General features: G+C 66.3%; 20 protein-coding genes. 16 read left to right on the top strand and 4 right to left on the bottom strand.

Features of this window, described 5'->3' with window-relative positions; translation table 11 throughout:
• Positions 1-868: ATP-binding protein (locus tag AB4Y84_RS02245; RefSeq protein ID WP_442249723.1), on the bottom strand; the 868-nt coding region annotated here is incomplete at its 3' end.
• 160 nt (positions 869-1028) lie between these two features.
• On the opposite strand from AB4Y84_RS02245, the gene AB4Y84_RS02240 reads away from it, so the two are divergent.
• The 10 genes from AB4Y84_RS02240 (at position 1029) to truD (ending at position 8923) form a co-directional block, all read left to right on the top strand.
• Positions 1029-1262 carry a hypothetical protein gene (locus tag AB4Y84_RS02240; RefSeq protein ID WP_025878895.1) on the top strand — a complete coding sequence of 78 codons (234 nt, stop codon included), beginning with the start codon at positions 1029-1031 and terminating at the stop codon, positions 1260-1262.
• A gap of 401 nt (positions 1263-1663) precedes the next feature.
• Positions 1664-3328 carry a CTP synthase gene (locus AB4Y84_RS02235; protein WP_442249722.1) on the top strand — a complete coding sequence of 555 codons (1665 nt, stop codon included), beginning with the start codon at positions 1664-1666 and terminating at the stop codon, positions 3326-3328.
• 88 nt (positions 3329-3416) lie between these two features.
• Positions 3417-4247, top strand: a complete 831-nt coding sequence (gene kdsA / locus AB4Y84_RS02230) for a 3-deoxy-8-phosphooctulonate synthase (protein WP_012510652.1) — start codon at positions 3417-3419, stop codon at positions 4245-4247.
• On the top strand, positions 4244-4591 hold the full coding sequence (locus AB4Y84_RS02225) for a hypothetical protein (RefSeq protein ID WP_442244573.1): 348 nt from the start codon (positions 4244-4246) through the stop codon (positions 4589-4591). The genes kdsA and AB4Y84_RS02225 overlap by 4 nt, the downstream gene beginning before the upstream one ends.
• Positions 4591-4923 carry a hypothetical protein gene (locus AB4Y84_RS02220; RefSeq protein WP_442244574.1) on the top strand — a complete coding sequence of 111 codons (333 nt, stop codon included), beginning with the start codon at positions 4591-4593 and terminating at the stop codon, positions 4921-4923. Before AB4Y84_RS02225 ends, AB4Y84_RS02220 begins: the two co-directional genes overlap by 1 nt.
• A gap of 97 nt (positions 4924-5020) precedes the next feature.
• Positions 5021-6313, top strand: coding sequence for a phosphopyruvate hydratase (gene eno / locus AB4Y84_RS02215; protein ID WP_442249721.1), 1293 nt, complete (start codon positions 5021-5023; stop codon positions 6311-6313).
• A 4-nt stretch (positions 6314-6317) separates the two neighbouring features.
• Positions 6318-6668, top strand: coding sequence for a cell division protein FtsB (gene ftsB, locus AB4Y84_RS02210; protein WP_025878900.1), 351 nt, complete (start codon positions 6318-6320; stop codon positions 6666-6668).
• The gene (gene ispD / locus AB4Y84_RS02205) at positions 6665-7363 is read left to right on the top strand and encodes a 2-C-methyl-D-erythritol 4-phosphate cytidylyltransferase (RefSeq protein ID WP_442244576.1); all 699 of its coding nucleotides are present in this window, start codon (positions 6665-6667) and stop codon (positions 7361-7363) included. The genes ftsB and ispD overlap by 4 nt, the downstream gene beginning before the upstream one ends.
• Before the next feature lie 34 nt (positions 7364-7397).
• On the top strand, positions 7398-7895 hold the full coding sequence (ispF, locus tag AB4Y84_RS02200) for a 2-C-methyl-D-erythritol 2,4-cyclodiphosphate synthase (RefSeq protein WP_442244577.1): 498 nt from the start codon (positions 7398-7400) through the stop codon (positions 7893-7895).
• A complete protein-coding gene (gene truD / locus AB4Y84_RS02195) occupies positions 7892-8923 on the top strand; it encodes a tRNA pseudouridine(13) synthase TruD (RefSeq protein ID WP_363731134.1) in 1032 nt (343 codons plus the stop codon). Before ispF ends, truD begins: the two co-directional genes overlap by 4 nt.
• 140 nt (positions 8924-9063) lie before the next feature.
• Here the strand turns inward: truD and AB4Y84_RS02190 are convergent, their stop codons facing one another.
• Positions 9064-9603, bottom strand: a complete 540-nt coding sequence (locus AB4Y84_RS02190; protein ID WP_032976509.1) for a Smr/MutS family protein — start codon at positions 9601-9603, stop codon at positions 9064-9066.
• A gap of 209 nt (positions 9604-9812) precedes the next feature.
• Between AB4Y84_RS02190 and surE the strand changes: the two genes are divergently transcribed.
• The 4 genes from surE to AB4Y84_RS02170 are packed head-to-tail and all read left to right on the top strand — an operon-like array spanning position 9813 to position 12682.
• Positions 9813-10592 (top strand): 5'/3'-nucleotidase SurE, encoded by a 780-nt coding sequence (surE, locus tag AB4Y84_RS02185; RefSeq protein ID WP_442249720.1) that lies wholly within the window; start codon positions 9813-9815, stop codon positions 10590-10592.
• Positions 10589-11266, top strand: a complete 678-nt coding sequence (locus AB4Y84_RS02180) for a protein-L-isoaspartate(D-aspartate) O-methyltransferase (RefSeq protein ID WP_025878906.1) — start codon at positions 10589-10591, stop codon at positions 11264-11266. The genes surE and AB4Y84_RS02180 overlap by 4 nt, the downstream gene beginning before the upstream one ends.
• A gap of 19 nt (positions 11267-11285) precedes the next feature.
• Positions 11286-11900 (top strand): YqaA family protein, encoded by a 615-nt coding sequence (locus tag AB4Y84_RS02175; RefSeq protein WP_100464718.1) that lies wholly within the window; start codon positions 11286-11288, stop codon positions 11898-11900.
• Complete coding sequence (locus tag AB4Y84_RS02170) at positions 11897-12682, top strand: peptidoglycan DD-metalloendopeptidase family protein (RefSeq protein WP_032976511.1); 786 nt, start codon at positions 11897-11899, stop codon at positions 12680-12682. Before AB4Y84_RS02175 ends, AB4Y84_RS02170 begins: the two co-directional genes overlap by 4 nt.
• Positions 12683-12897: 215 nt before the next feature.
• On the opposite strand, the gene AB4Y84_RS02165 is transcribed toward AB4Y84_RS02170, so the two are convergent.
• Positions 12898-13272, bottom strand: a complete 375-nt coding sequence (locus tag AB4Y84_RS02165) for an Mth938-like domain-containing protein (protein ID WP_442244578.1) — start codon at positions 13270-13272, stop codon at positions 12898-12900.
• A gap of 12 nt (positions 13273-13284) precedes the next feature.
• On the bottom strand, positions 13285-13590 hold the full coding sequence (yhbY, locus tag AB4Y84_RS02160) for a ribosome assembly RNA-binding protein YhbY (RefSeq protein ID WP_025878910.1): 306 nt from the start codon (positions 13588-13590) through the stop codon (positions 13285-13287).
• Between the two features lie 64 nt (positions 13591-13654).
• Here yhbY and rlmE point away from each other — a divergent pair, with 64 nt between their 5' ends.
• Together rlmE and AB4Y84_RS02150 are read left to right on the top strand one after the other, a co-directional pair.
• A complete protein-coding gene (gene rlmE / locus AB4Y84_RS02155) occupies positions 13655-14287 on the top strand; it encodes a 23S rRNA (uridine(2552)-2'-O)-methyltransferase RlmE (RefSeq protein WP_312110565.1) in 633 nt (210 codons plus the stop codon).
• 66 nt (positions 14288-14353) lie between these two features.
• On the top strand, positions 14354-14624 hold a 271-nt coding region (locus AB4Y84_RS02150; RefSeq protein WP_442249719.1), incomplete at its 3' end, for an ATP-dependent metallopeptidase FtsH/Yme1/Tma family protein.

Raw genomic sequence — 14624 nt, 5'->3', positions numbered from 1 at the left:
GCGCTTCGGTCAGGCCGGTGCGCAGGCCGTTGGCGTGGGTGCCATGCTGTGCGGTGGGAATCAGGTTGACGTAGCTTTCCTGCACCAGCTCGCCTTCCGGCAGCCAGGCCACGGCCCAGTCCACGATCTCGGTGTCTTTCTTCAGGTTGCCCACGAACAGATCAGCCGGCAGCGACTCGCGATCGCCCAGCTCCAGCTTCAGGTAATCGCGCAGGCCGTCTTCGTAGTACCAGGTGTCGACCTCGCCGGTGGCTTCGTCTGTCAGCTTGACGGTCAGGCCCGGGCACAGCACGGCCTTGGCGCGCAGCAGGTGCTTGAGCGCGCGCACGGCGAACTTGGGCGTATCGAAGTACTTCGGGTCCGGCCAGAAGCGCAGGCGGGTACCGGTGTTCTTCTTGCCGACGGTGCCGACCACTTCCAGCGGCGAGGCGCGGTCGCCGTTGCGGAAGGTGATGCGGTGTTCGGCACCGTCGCGCTTGATGTGGATTTCCACCAGGGTCGACAGCGCATTGACCACGCTGACGCCGACGCCATGCAGGCCGCCGGAGAAGGTGTAGTTGTTGTTGTTGAACTTGCCGCCGGCATGCAGGCGGGTAAGGATCAGCTCGACGCCCGGGATCTTCTCTTCCGGATGGATGTCCACCGGCATGCCGCGGCCGTCATCGCTGACCTCCACACTGCCGTCCTTGAACAGGGTGATCTCGATCGAGCGGGCATGGCCGGCGAGGGCCTCGTCCACCGAGTTGTCGATCACTTCCTGCGCCAAGTGGTTCGGGCGCGCGGTGTCGGTATACATGCCGGGGCGGCGCTTGACCGGGTCAAGGCCGGACAGGACTTCAATATCGGCGGCGTTATAGCGGGCGTTCATCTGTCTTCGAAAGCGTGGAGCGACGGGCAAGTGTGCGGTCTGGACCGGGAATTTGCACGCCTGCGGTTCAGCCTCGTTGGCGGGGAGGGGGTAAAATGGCAACCGCTGGAACCGAACACCGGCGCCCCCCACATCCGAGCCATACCGCGAGGAGGACTCCATGAAGAAGTTGCTGACCATTGCGATCCTGGCTGCCGCCGCTGTTGCAGTGCCGATGGTGCTGGCGCAGAACGCCGGCCAGCCTGCTCCGCAGCAGGGTGACCAGGCCGACAAGGCGCAGTCTGAAGCCGAGGCCAAGGCCAAGCGCCGCGCGCAGGCCAATGCCGAGATGAAGGCCAAGGGCCAGCCGGTGCCGCAGCAGGAAGAAGAGGAAGAGGCACGCAAGAAGAAGTAATTCTTCTGCCCCTCCGAAGCCCTTCCCGCAAGGGTTTCACCCTTGAACGCCCCGCCCAGCGGGGCGTTTCTTTTTGCCGATGGCGTCATCTGCCCCTTGGGTTGGCGGCCATCTATCTGTAAACTATGGCTTTCCGGGAGTAAGTGCGTGTCCACCATTTGCGAATGGGCTGGCACGGCCAAGCGTGGCCTCCAGCAAAGCGGGTCGCAGGTGACGGTCGAAGTGACCGGCACGGCCGCCCCGACCTCGCAGGGTGGTTCCCCGTTGGCGCTCGGCGCCGGCCAGGCCCGCACCTCCCTCGCTGCTCCAGCGAACCGGAAAACCCCCTTTCTGCTCCACGCCCGCCCCCCGGGCAGGCGTGGCGCTGCCGTTTTCCATTTCCAGACAGGATGCTTGCAGCCATGACTCCCTTGATTTTCGTAACCGGCGGCGTGGTGTCCTCGCTCGGCAAAGGTATTGCCGCCGCGTCACTGGCCGCCATTCTCGAAGCGCGTGGCCTGAAGGTCACGATGATGAAGCTCGATCCGTACATCAACGTCGACCCGGGCACCATGAGCCCGTTCCAGCACGGTGAGGTGTATGTCACCGACGACGGCGCCGAAACCGATCTCKACCTGGGCCACTACGAGCGCTTCGTGCGCACCCGCCTGAGTCGCAAGAACTCGGTCACCACCGGTCGCATCTATGAGGAGGTGATCCGCAAGGAGCGCCGCGGCGACTACCTGGGCGCGACCGTACAGGTCATTCCGCACATCACCGACGAGATCCGTCGCTGCATGGACGAAGCCACCGAGGGCTTCGACGTGGCCCTGGTGGAGATCGGCGGCACCGTCGGCGACATCGAGTCGCTGCCGTTCCTGGAGGCGATCCGCCAGGTACGCACCGAGCGTGGCCCGGAAAAGGCACTGTTCATGCACCTCACCCTGGTGCCGTACATCGCCGCCGCGGGTGAGCTGAAGACCAAGCCGACCCAGCACTCGGTGAAGGAGCTGCGCTCGATCGGCATCCAGCCGGACGTGCTGCTGTGCCGTTCGGAACAGCCGGTACCGGATTCGGAGCGTCGCAAGATCGCCCAGTTCACCAACGTCTCCGAGCGCGCGGTGATCAGCGTGCCCGACGTCGATGTGCTGTACCGCATTCCGATGGGCCTGCACGCACAGGGCCTGGACGAGATCGTCATCAACCAGCTGAAGCTGGCCGACAAGGCCGGTCCGGCCGACCTGTCGATGTGGGAAGACGCCGTCGATGCCACCCTGCATCCGCTGGATGCGGTGACCATCGCCGTGGTCGGCAAGTACATCGACCACCAGGACGCCTACAAGTCGGTCGGCGAAGCGCTCAAGCACGGTGGCCTGCGCCAGCGCACCAAGGTCACCCTGAAGTGGCTGGAAGCGCAGGACCTGGAAGGCAGCGACATGTCCGCGCTGGCCGATGTCGACGGCATCCTGGTGCCGGGTGGTTTCGGCGACCGTGGCTTCGAAGGCAAGGTGCTCACCTCGCAGTACGCCCGTGAGCACAAGGTGCCGTACTTCGGCATCTGCTACGGCATGCAGGCTGCGGTGGTCGACTACGCGCGCCACGTGGTGGGCCTGGAAGACGCCAACAGCACCGAGAACGATCGCCAGTCGCCGAACCCGGTGATCGGCCTGATCACCGAATGGCGCACTGCCACCGGCGACGTGGAAAAACGCGACGACAAGAGTGACCTGGGCGGCACCATGCGCCTGGGCCTGCAGGAGCAGCGCCTGAAGCCGGGCACGCTGGCCCGCGAGCTGTACGGCAAGGACGTGGTCGCCGAGCGCCACCGCCACCGTTACGAGTTCAACAACCGCTATCGCACCCAGCTGGAAGACGCCGGCCTGGTGATCGCCGGCAAGTCGATGGACGACACCCTGGTGGAAGTGGTTGAACTGCCGCGCGACCAGCACCCGTGGTTCCTGGCCTGCCAGGCGCACCCGGAATTCCTGTCCACCCCGCGTGATGGCCACCCGCTGTTCATCGGCTTCATCCGTGCCGCGCGCGAGCGCAAGGCCGGTGGCAAGCTGCTGCAGGAAGTGCGCGCCTGACTTGTCATGGGGGCCGCCGGCCCCCATCTTGCTCGCTTCAACCCCAGCGCACCGGCACTGCCGGTGTAGCGGACAACAAGGAAACGCCATGAAACTGTGTGGATTCGAGGTCGGGCTGGACCAGCCCCTGTTCCTGATCGCCGGCCCCTGCGTGATCGAGTCGATGCAGCTGCAGCTGGATACCGCCGGCAAGCTGAAGGAAGTGACCGACAGGCTCGGTGTGAACTTCATCTTCAAGTCCAGCTTCGACAAGGCCAACCGCACCTCCGGTACCGCCTTCCGTGGCCCGGGCATGGAAGAGGGCCTGAAGGTGCTGGCCGAGGTCAAGAAGCAGATTGGCGTGCCGGTGCTGACCGACGTTCATGAATACACCCCGATGGATGAAGTGGCCTCGGTGGTGGACGTGCTGCAGACCCCGGCGTTCCTGGTCCGCCAGACCGACTTCATCCGCAAGGTGTGCTCGGCCGGCAAGCCGGTCAACATCAAGAAGGGCCAGTTCCTGGCGCCGTGGGACATGAAGCCTGTCGTCGAGAAGGCCAAGGCCACCGGCAACGAGCAGATCATGGTCTGCGAGCGTGGCGCCAGCTTCGGCTACAACAACCTGGTCAGCGACATGCGTTCGCTGGCGGTGATGCGCGATACCGGCTGCCCGGTGGTGTTCGACGCCACCCATTCGGTGCAGTTGCCGGGCGGGCAGGGCACCAGTTCCGGTGGCCAGCGCGAGCATGTGCCGGTACTGGCGCGTGCCGCGGTTGCCGTGGGCATCTCCGGCCTGTTCGCCGAAACCCATCCGGACCCGTCCAAGGCGCTGTCCGACGGCCCCAACGCGTGGCCGCTGGACCAGATGGAAGCCCTGCTCGAGACCCTGATGGAGCTCGATGCGGTGACCAAGAAGCACGGCTTCTCGCGCTTCGCGTGAGCCAGCACCCGCAGGCGGCGCTGGAGATCCAGCGTCGTCGCCGGCACTGGCGGCAGTGGCCGTGGGGTCCGATCGCACTTGGCCTGGCTTTGCTGTCGGTGTCGGGTGTATTCGCCATCGGCATGCTGTTCGGTGCCGGCATGCGCCCGTCGAGTGCCGGCGGTCCGGTGGTGAACCTGTTGCCCTTCGTCATCGCCTTGGCGGTGGCTGAAGCGCTGACCATTTCCGCAGGGTTTTTCGCCGCGGTGCTCGGCTGGCGCCTGAACCGGGGCAGGGTTGCCGCTGCACTGGCGATGGTTTTGCTGTCCCTGTGGGCGGGCATCCTGCTGCACGATCTTCTTTGATGAATACGACGCCTGAACCCTCGCGCAGCTGGCCGTGGGGCCTGATCGCCCTGTTGCTGTCGGTGCTCGCCTGGGGCGGCTTGCTCGTGGGCGTGCTGGCCTTCGCCGCCAGCTTCCGTCCGCCGGGGGATGGCAACAACGGCGTGCAGGCCATGCAGTACTGGATGCTGGGCGCGCTGGTCACGCTGGTGCTGTCCTTCGTGGGCAGCCTGGTGGCGATGGTGATGGCCTGGCGACGTCGGCGCGGGCCGGTGTGCGCGGCCATTGCCGGTGGCCTGCTGGTGATGCTGGTATCGCTGGTGATGATCGTAATCGGGTCCAGCTGGGGCTGATGCCCATCACGCCATTTGGCAAGTGAGGGGTAGCCGGGGATAATCACGCGGCATTCGTTTTTGTCGCCCCCTCTCCATACAGGTAACCGGCCCGACCATGAGTACGATCCGCAGCATCCATGCCCGTGAAATCCTCGACAGCCGTGGCAACCCCACGCTGGAAGCCGAAGTCACCCTGGAGGACGGTTCGTTCGGTCGCGCCGCGGTTCCCTCCGGCGCATCGACCGGCACCAAGGAAGCGGTGGAGCTGCGYGACGGYGACAAGRCCCGYTACCTSGGCAAGGGCGTGCGCAAGGCCGTYGRCAACGTCAACGGCGCCATCGCCARCGCRCTSAAGGGTTTGGAGGCTACCGACCAGGCCGGCCTGGACCGTCGCCTGATCGATCTGGATGGCACCGAGAACAAGGGCCGCCTGGGCGCCAACGCGCTGCTGGGTGTTTCCATGGCCGCCGCGCATGCCGCTGCTGCCTCCAGCAAGCAGGCACTGTGGCAGTACCTGGCCGGCAAGACCGGTGCGACCCCGTCGCTGCCGGTGCCGATGATGAACATCATCAACGGYGGCGCGCACGCCGACAACAACGTCGATTTCCAGGAGTTCATGGTGCTGCCGGTCGGCTTCACCTCGTTCTCCGAAGCGCTGCGTGCCGGTACCGAAATCTTCCATTCGCTGAAGTCGGTGCTGAAGGGCCACGGCCTGAGCACGGCGGTGGGCGACGAAGGCGGCTTCGCGCCGGACTTCCGCAGCAACGTCGAAGCGCTGGACACCATCCTCGAAGCCATCGGCAAGGCCGGCTACACAGCCGGTGAAGACGTGCTGCTGGGCCTGGACGTGGCCTCCAGTGAATTCTTCGAGAACGGCAAGTACAACCTGGTCGGCGAGAACAAGCGCCTGACCTCCGAGCAGTTCGTCGACTTCCTGTCTGACTGGGCCGCGCAGTACCCGATCATCACCATCGAAGACGGCCTGGCCGAGAACGACTGGGCGGGCTGGAAGCTGCTGACCGATCGCATCGGCAACAAGGTGCAGCTTGTCGGCGACGATCTGTTCGTCACCAATCCGAAGATCTTCCAGGAAGGCATCGATTCGGGCACCGCCAATGCGATCCTGATCAAGGTCAACCAGATCGGCACCCTCAGCGAAACGCTGGAAGCGATCGCCATGGCCGACCGTGCCGGTTACGCCGCCGTGGTCTCGCACCGTTCGGGTGAAACCGAGGACACCACCATCGCCGACATTGCGGTGGCTACCACCGCTACCCAGATCAAGACCGGCTCGTTGTGCCGCAGCGATCGCGTGGCCAAGTACAACCAGCTGCTGCGCATCGAGGAAGCCCTCGGCGCCGGCGCGCGTTACGCTGGTCGTGACGCGTTCGTGTCGCTGAAGCGCTGAGCCGATGCGCGACTGGCGCTGGCTGCTGTTGTTGCTGGCCCTGCTGCTGGCATGGCTGCAGTACCGTTTCTGGTTCGGCCCGGGCAATTCGGGTGAAGTGATGATGCTCGAAGCCCAGGTCGCCAACCAGGAGCGGGACAATGACGGTCTGCAGCAGCGCAATGACGCGCTTGCTGCCGAAGTGAAGGACCTCAAGGAAGGCCAGTCCGCCATCGAAGAACGCGCGCGCAGCGAGCTGGGCATGATCAAGCCCGGCGAGAAGTTCTATCGCGTCGTGGAAGATGCACCGACGCGTCCGGCGCAGCCTGCGCCGGTTGCGGCCCCGGCCGGTGACCATCCGGCGGACGTGCCATGAGCGCGGCGATCTGGGTGGTTGTTCCGGCCGCAGGGCGCGGCACGCGTTTTGGCGCGCCGTTGCCCAAGCAGTACCTGCAGGCGGGCGGGCAGACCCTGCTCGCCCACACCCTGGACGCACTGCTGGCACACCCGGCCGTGGCCGGGGCGATGGTGGTGATCGGTGCGGACGATGCCGACTGGCCGGGCTGGATCGAATGGGCCGGAAAGCCGGTGCTGACCTGCACCGGTGGCGCCACCCGCGCCGCCTCGGTGCTGGCGGGGCTGCAGGCCCTGCCGGACAGCGTGCGTGCCGATGAATTCGTGCTGGTGCATGATGCGGCGCGTCCGAACCTGTCGCAGGCCGATCTTGGCCGCCTGCTGGAAGTGGGCCGCACCGATCCGGTCGGCGCCATCCTGGCCGCGCCGGTACGCGACACGCTCAAGCGTGCTGGCGACGATGGCGGCATCGATGGCACCGAGCCACGTGAGCGCCTGTGGCGTGCACTGACGCCGCAGCTGTTCCGCCGTCACCAGCTGATCCGCGCACTGTCCGAGGCCGCTACCGCCGGTGTCGATGTGACCGACGATGCCATGGCCATGGAGCGCCAGGGCCAGCGCCCGCTGCTGGTGGAAGGCAGCGAGGACAACTTCAAGGTCACTACGCCGGCCGATCTCGATCGTTTCGAATTCGTACTCTCCCGCCGCGCCGGCTGACCGCCCGCGCGGCCCTGCTGCAAGGGCTGCATCCATGAGCACCTCCCCGTTCCCGCCCGTCCGTATCGGCCAGGGCTACGACGTCCATGCCTTCGCTGAAGGCGACCACATCATGCTCGGTGGCATCGCGGTGCCGCACAGCTGCGGCGTGATCGCCCACAGCGACGGCGACGTCATCCTGCACGCGTTGTGTGACGCCATGCTCGGTGCGATCGCGCTGGGCGACATCGGCCAGCACTTCCCGCCCACTGACGACCGCTGGAAGGGCGCGGACAGCAGCGAGTTCGTGCGCCATTGCGATGGCCTGCTGCGCGAGCGCGGCTGGCGTGTCGGCAACACCGACATCACCGTGATCTGCGAACGGCCCAAGGTCGGCCCGCATGCGCTGGCCATGCGCGAGCGCATCGGTGAACTGTTGCAGCTGCCGTTGGATGCGGTGAGCGTCAAGGCCACCACGTCCGAGAAGCTGGGCTTCACCGGCCGTGGCGAAGGCATCGCTGCGCAGGCGGTCGTGCTGCTGGTGGCCGCATGATCCCGTTGCCGCTCGCGTTTGGTGCGCCGCTGCTGCAGGCGCGCATCCGCACCACGCCGGAAGATTTCCAGGTCGATGAGTTGCCCGCTTTCGAAGCGACCGGTGAAGGCGAGCATCTGCTGCTGCATATCCGCAAGCGTGGCGCCAATACGGTGCACGTGGCCAAGGTCCTGGCCAAGTGGGCGGGCCTGCCGGAAATGGCGGTCAGCTACGCCGGCATGAAGGATCGCAACGCGGTCACCACCCAGCGTTTCAGCGTACATCTGCCCAAGCGCGTCGCGCCCGATCTGGCCGAGCTGGCCAGTGACGAGATCGAGGTGATCGACTCCACCTGGCACAACCGCAAGCTGCAGCGCGGTGCGTTGGCGGGCAACCGCTTCAGGCTGGTGCTGCGCGATGTGCAGGGAGATGCAGCGGCAATCGACGAACGCCTTCAGCAGATCGCCACGCGCGGCCTGCCGAACTGGTTCGGCGAGCAGCGCTTCGGGCGCGATGGCGGCAACGTTCCCGCTGCGTTGGCGATGTTCGGTGGCCGTCGCATGCGCAAGGACCAGCGTTCGCTGCTGTTGTCGGCGGCGCGTTCGGCCTTGTTCAACCGCGTGCTCGCTGCACGCGTGGAGCAGGGCAGCTGGGACCAGCCGCTGCAGGGCGAAGTGTGGATGCTGGACGGCAGCCGCAGCGTGTTCGGCCCCGAGCCCTACAGCGACGTGCTGGCCGAGCGCCTGGCACGTTTCGACATCCACCCCAGTGCTCCGTTGTGGGGCGAGGGTGAACTGCGTAGCAGTGACGCGGCCCGTGAGCTGGAGTTGGCGGCGCTGGATGATGACGAATCCAAGGCGCTGCGCGCCGGCCTGGAAGAGGCTCGGCTGAAGCAGGAGCGGCGCGCGCTGCGGCTGCGTCCGGCGCTGCTGCAGCACCAGTGGCTGGCCGATGATGTACTGGAGTTGTCCTTYGCGCTGCCGCCRGGCTGCTATGCCACCGCGGTCCTGCACGAGCTCGGCCAGGTCGAAGACGCTTCGCAGGCCTGACGGAAATGGTGGCGGAGGCGAAGAGCATCCACGCAGGCGTGGATCCACTTTCCTCCGCCCGCCACAGTAGATCCACGCCATGCGTGGATGGGCCGTCAGTAGATCYACGCCATGCGTGGATGAATCCCACCGGCAGAACGTCAGCGCCGCGCCAGCAGCACCAGCATGGCGCCGGTGCCGCCTTGCCCGGTCGGGGCGGAATGGAACGCCAGCACGTCGTTGCGCAGGCGCAGCAGCCGGTCCACCAGGTTCTTCAGCACCGGCGCACTGCCATCGGACTGCAGGCCCTTGCCGTGGATGATGCGCACGCAGCCGTACTCGTGGGCGTGCGCCTCCAGCAGGAACTGGCGCAGCATCATCTCGGCCTGCGCGGCGGTGGCGCCGTGCAGGTCCAGTTCGTCCTGCACCGAGTACTGTCCGCGCTTCAGGCGCTGGAACAGGCGTGGCGGCAGGTTGTCGCGCCGGTAGCTGGCAACGTCGCCCGCTTCCAGCGGGGCGTTGTCGCGCAGCAGCCGGGCGAACTCACCGGCGGCTTCTGCGTCGTCGCGCTCGGCCATGCGCGCGCGCGGTCTGGGCCGCGGCGCGGCAGGCGCGGGCTCCACTTCCTTGCGCAGCGGCGTCACTTCGCCGATGGCTGCACGGAACAATGCAGCCGGATCTTCGTCTTCAGGGTGCGACATGCGCACAGGTTAAACCGCCTGCGCGGGTCTGCCTATGACCGTTGGATGTCGCCCGTGACCGCAGACAGGGTAGGACCCAGCGCCCGCTTGCGGCACAATAGTCGGCGCACTTGCGGAGCTGCCGCCTCCCTGGAGGAGACGGGCGGGCTTCGCCCACGTTGCAAGGTGACGGGATCGAATTCTTGGAAAATCAAGCGGTTAAATCGAAGATGCGCATCCTGGTCAGCAATGATGACGGTGTCGACGCGGCGGGCATCCGGATGCTTGCATCCGTGCTGCGCGAGGCCGGGCACGAAGTCACGGTGGTCGCACCCGACCGCGACCGCTCCGGCGCCAGCAATTCGCTGACCCTGGATCTGCCGATCCGGCTCAAGCGCATCGACCACTACACCGTGTCGGTGGCCGGCACGCCCACCGACTGCGTGCACCTTGCGCTGACCGGCCTGCTCGAATTCGAGCCTGACATTGTCGTGTCCGGTATCAACAAYKCCGCCAACCTCGGCGACGACGTSATCTAYTCCGGCACCGTSTCGGCRGCGATGGAAGGTCGTTTCCTCGGTCTGCCCGCTGTTGCGGTGTCGCTGGTGACCCGCAATCACGACCCCAAGCATTTCGAGACGGCGGCGCGTGCCGCAGTGGAGATTGTTGCCCGCCTCAAGGCCGATCCGCTGCCGGCCGACACCATCCTGAACGTCAATGTGCCGGACCTGCCGTGGAGCGAGGTCAAGGGCTTCGAAGTCACCCGCCTGGGTAACCGCCATCGCGCCGAAGGCTGCATTGCGCAGAAGGACCCGCGCGGCAACGAGGTGTACTGGATCGGTCCGGCCGGCCGCGAGCAGGATTCCGGCCCGGGCACCGATTTCCATGCGGTGCGCACTGGCCATATTTCGATCACGCCGATCCAGGTCGACCTGACCCGCTACCAGGCGCTGGAAAAGGTCGCCAGCTGGGTCGGCGGCCTCACCGCCGCGCTGGACCAGCCGGCATGAGCCCACGCCTGCGCCTGCAGCCGGAAGCGGTCGGCATCGGCATGACATCGCAGCGTGTGCGTGACCGCTTGGTCGACCGCCTGCGCGAAGCCGGCATCGTCGACGAGTCGACGCTGAACGCGATCCGGGTGGTGCCGCGCCATCTGTTCATCGATGAGGCCCTGGCCTCGCGCGCATATGAAGACACCGCGCTGCCGATCGGCCACGGCCAGACCATTTCACAGCCGTGGGTGGTCGCGCGGATGACCGAGGCCGTGTTGCAGGTGGCGCCGAAGAAGGTGCTCGAAGTGGGCACCGGCTCCGGCTATCAGGCCGCAGTGCTTGGTGCGCTGGGGTTGGAGGTCTATACCGTCGAGCGCATCGGTGACCTGCTGCGGCAGGCGCGCAAGCGTTTCCGCGCGCTGGGCATGAATATCCGCACCAAGCACGACGACGGCCGCGTGGGCTGGGCCGAGCATGGCCCGTTCGACGCCATCGTGGTTACCGCCGCCGCACCCGCACTGGTCGATGCCCTGGTCGAGCAGCTGGCCGCAGGTGGTCGCTTGGTAGCCCCGGTCGGTGGCGCGGGCGCACAGTCGCTGGTGCAGCTCGACCGCAAGGACGACGGCAGCATCGAACAACGCGTGCTGGCGCCGGTCACCTTCGTGCCGCTGCTGTCTGGCATGCTCGATTGAATCCACGGAGCAGGGTTGCATGAAGATTTTCGGGCCGCTGTACGAGCGGGCGATGAAGTGGGCCGCGCATGAGCGCGCGCCGACCTATCTGATGGTGCTGAGCTTTTTCGAAGCCATCATCTTCCCGGTGATGCCGGAAGTGATGCTGGCGCCGATGTGCGTGGCCCAGCCCAAGCGCGGCTGGTGGTTCGCCACCCTCAGCCTGGCTGGCTCGATGGTTGGCGCGGTGATCGGTTACGCGCTGGGCCACTACGCGTTCGAAGCGGTCAAGCCGATGTTCGAGGCGCTGGGCATGCTGCCGGCGATCGAGCAGGGCATCGCTACCGTGCAGGCCAAGATGGTGGAATCGCCCTGGGCGGTGTTCACTTTCCTGGTGCTGGGTGGTTTCATGCCGATTCCGATGAAGGTCTTCACGTGGGCATCGGGTATCGTCGGCGTGCCGATGCCGCAGTACCTGTTGAGCATGTTGATCGGTCGTGGCAAGCGCGTGTTCGTGCTGGCTGCGGTCATCCGTATCGGTGGTGCGCGCGCCGAAGCAGCGCTGCGCCGATGGATTGAACCGCTGGGCTGGATCGCCACCGCGTTGGTGGTGGTGCTGATCGCCTGGCTTGTATGGAGGTCGAAGTTCGCATGAGTGCAGATCGTCTGAGCAAGGGAGTGCGCATCGGCGCGCTGGCGTTGCTGGTATCCACCCTGGCCGCCTGTGGCACCGCCACCGTGGTCCGGCCCAGTGGCGGCGGCAGCAGTGGCGTCAGCACGCCGAAGACGTCGGTGCCCAAGCCGGGGCAGACGGTGGTCGTGCGCAAGGGCGACACCATCTATGCGCTGGCCCGCATCCACGACATCACCCCGGCCGACCTGATCGCCTGGAACAACCTGGACAACCCGTCGACCATTTACCCGGGGCAGGTGATCCGCCTGTATCCGGCCGGTTCCGGTGGCGGCCGTGCGCCGACCACCGTGGTCACCGCGCCGCGTCCGGCTGGCAGCACGTCTGGCGGCAGTACCGCGCCGACGCCGGGTCCGGCTGGTCCGGTCAAGAGCAACATCGCCTGGCGCTGGCCGGCCGATGGCGCAGTCGTGGGCCGCTACGTGGCCGGCGATGCGACCAAGCAGGGCGTGGACATCGCCGGCACCAGCGGCGCGCCGGTGAAGGCCACGGCCAATGGCGTGGTGGTGTATTCCGGCGCCGGCCTGGTCGGCTATGGCGAGCTGATCATCATCAAGCACAGTGACCAGTGGCTGTCGGCCTACGGCCACAACCGCAAGCGCCTCGTCAATGAAGGGCAGAGCGTGAAGGCCGGCGAGCAGATCGCCGAGATGGGCCGTACCGGCGCCAACCGGGACATGCTGCACTTCGAGATCCGCTACAACGGCAAGCCGGTCGACCCGCAGCAGTATCTGCCGGCGAAGTAACCGGCCGCTCTTTTTCCGGGCGGATCCCCGGCCCGGCGCAGCGCGCCGGGCGTTCACCGAGGGCGCGTCCCATGGGCCGCAAGCGCCCTCGGCTCACCCGCTACAACGGCAAGCCGGTCGACCCGCAGCAGTATCTGCCGGCGAAGTGACCGGACATTCGCCCGCCTTGCGGGCGGATCACGGGAGCGCCGGGCCATGCCCGGCGGCGTGGGGCCTCAGCCTTCCAGGATGAAGGCGGCCGCTACCTTGCGGCCTTCGCCGGCAAGGATGTTGAAGGTGCGCGCGGCAGCTGGATTGTTCATCACTTCCAGGCCGATACCACGCGACAGGCAGGCGGCAATGACAACCGCCGGCGGAAACGCCTGGCGCTCGCCGGTGCCGAGCAGTATCAACGCCGGCTTCAGTGCCAGGATCGGCTCCAGGTCCGCCACCTGCAGCGCCGCGACGTCGGTCACCGGCCACTGCTCGACCAGCTGGTCCGGGGTCAGGAAGAAGCTGTTGCCCAGAACGCGATCATTCACCCGTGCCGAGCGACCGTCAGCGGCGCGCAGGCTGTAGGCGTAGTCGGGCAGTTCGTGGTTCAGCTGCATGGCAGGGTCCGATCAGCCGCGCGGCAGCACGATCTGGCGGTGTTCCTTGCTCGGGCGATACAGCACGGCCACATGGCCGATACGCTGCACCAGCGCGCTGTCGGTAGCCTGCACGATCTCGCCGATCATCACGTCGCGGGCGTCACGGTCTTCGGCGGCAACCTTCACCTTGACCAGTTCGTGGCGTTCCAGCACTTCGTTCAGCTCGGTCAGGAAGGCCGGAGTGACGCCCTTGCCGCCGGTCTGCAGCAGGGCCTTCAGGTCGTGGGCTTGGCCGCGCAGGAAACGGGTCTGGGAAGGGGTCAAGGCAGTGGGCATGCAGAAAACACGGTTGAATGGGACGATCAGGGTATCATGGCGACCCCATCAGCCCCTATTTCCAATGGCTACCCGCAGCAAAAGCAGCCAGCGCTGGCTCAAGGAACACTTCTCCGATCCCTTCGTGAAGAAGGCCCAAGCCGAAGGCATGCGCTCCCGTGCGGCCTACAAGCTTGAAGAACTGCTCGAACGTGACCGGCTGCTGAAGCCGCACATGGTGGTGGTTGACCTCGGCGCGGCCCCGGGCGGCTGGTCTCAGCAGGTTCGGAGGCAGATCGGCGATACCGGCCGCGTGCTGGCCCTGGACATCCTGGACATGCCGCCGCTGGCCGGCGTCGAGTTCCTTCATGGTGACTTCAGGGAAGAAGCCGTCCTATCGGAGTTTGAAGCCATGCTCGGGGATCAGCCGGTAGACCTTGTGCTGTCGGACATGGCCCCCAATAAGAGTGGTGTGGGCGCGGTCGACCAGCCGCGGATGATGCACCTGGCGGAGCTGGCCATGGATTTTGCCGACAACCACCTCAAGACTGGTGGGGCATTCCTGATCAAGCTGTTCCAGGGCGAAGGCTTTGACGACTACGTGCGCGACATGCGCCGCCGGTACGACAAGGTCTCCATCCGCAAGCCGGAGGCCTCGCGCAAGCGCTCTCCCGAGGTGTATGCCTTGGGTCAGGGAAAACGCGCCCACATGAAGTAAGCTCGACCCCGTAAGTTCGACCCCAACGCAACGCCAGCACTAAGAGGAACACCGGAGCCAATGAGGATGAACGACTTGACCAAGAACCTCCTGCTATGGGTGGTCGTCGCCGTCGTGCTGATGGTGGTCTTCCAGAGCTTCTCGCCCAAGACCTCGGGGGCCGGGGCGCAGGGCGCTTCGTACTCGCAGTTCCTGGACCAGGTGGACACCGGCAACGTGCAGAAGGTCGCCTTCGGCGGCGATACGCGCGGTGGCACGAGCCAGATCACCTACACCACCCGTGGTGGACAGTCGTCCACCATCACCGCGCCGTTCGATCGCGACCTGATCAACGTGC

This window comes from Stenotrophomonas sp. 2YAF22, from assembly GCF_052114665.1.
GTDB classification, from domain to species: domain Bacteria; phylum Pseudomonadota; class Gammaproteobacteria; order Xanthomonadales; family Xanthomonadaceae; genus Stenotrophomonas; species Stenotrophomonas indicatrix.
This window is presented reverse-complemented; position numbering and strand designations above follow the sequence as displayed.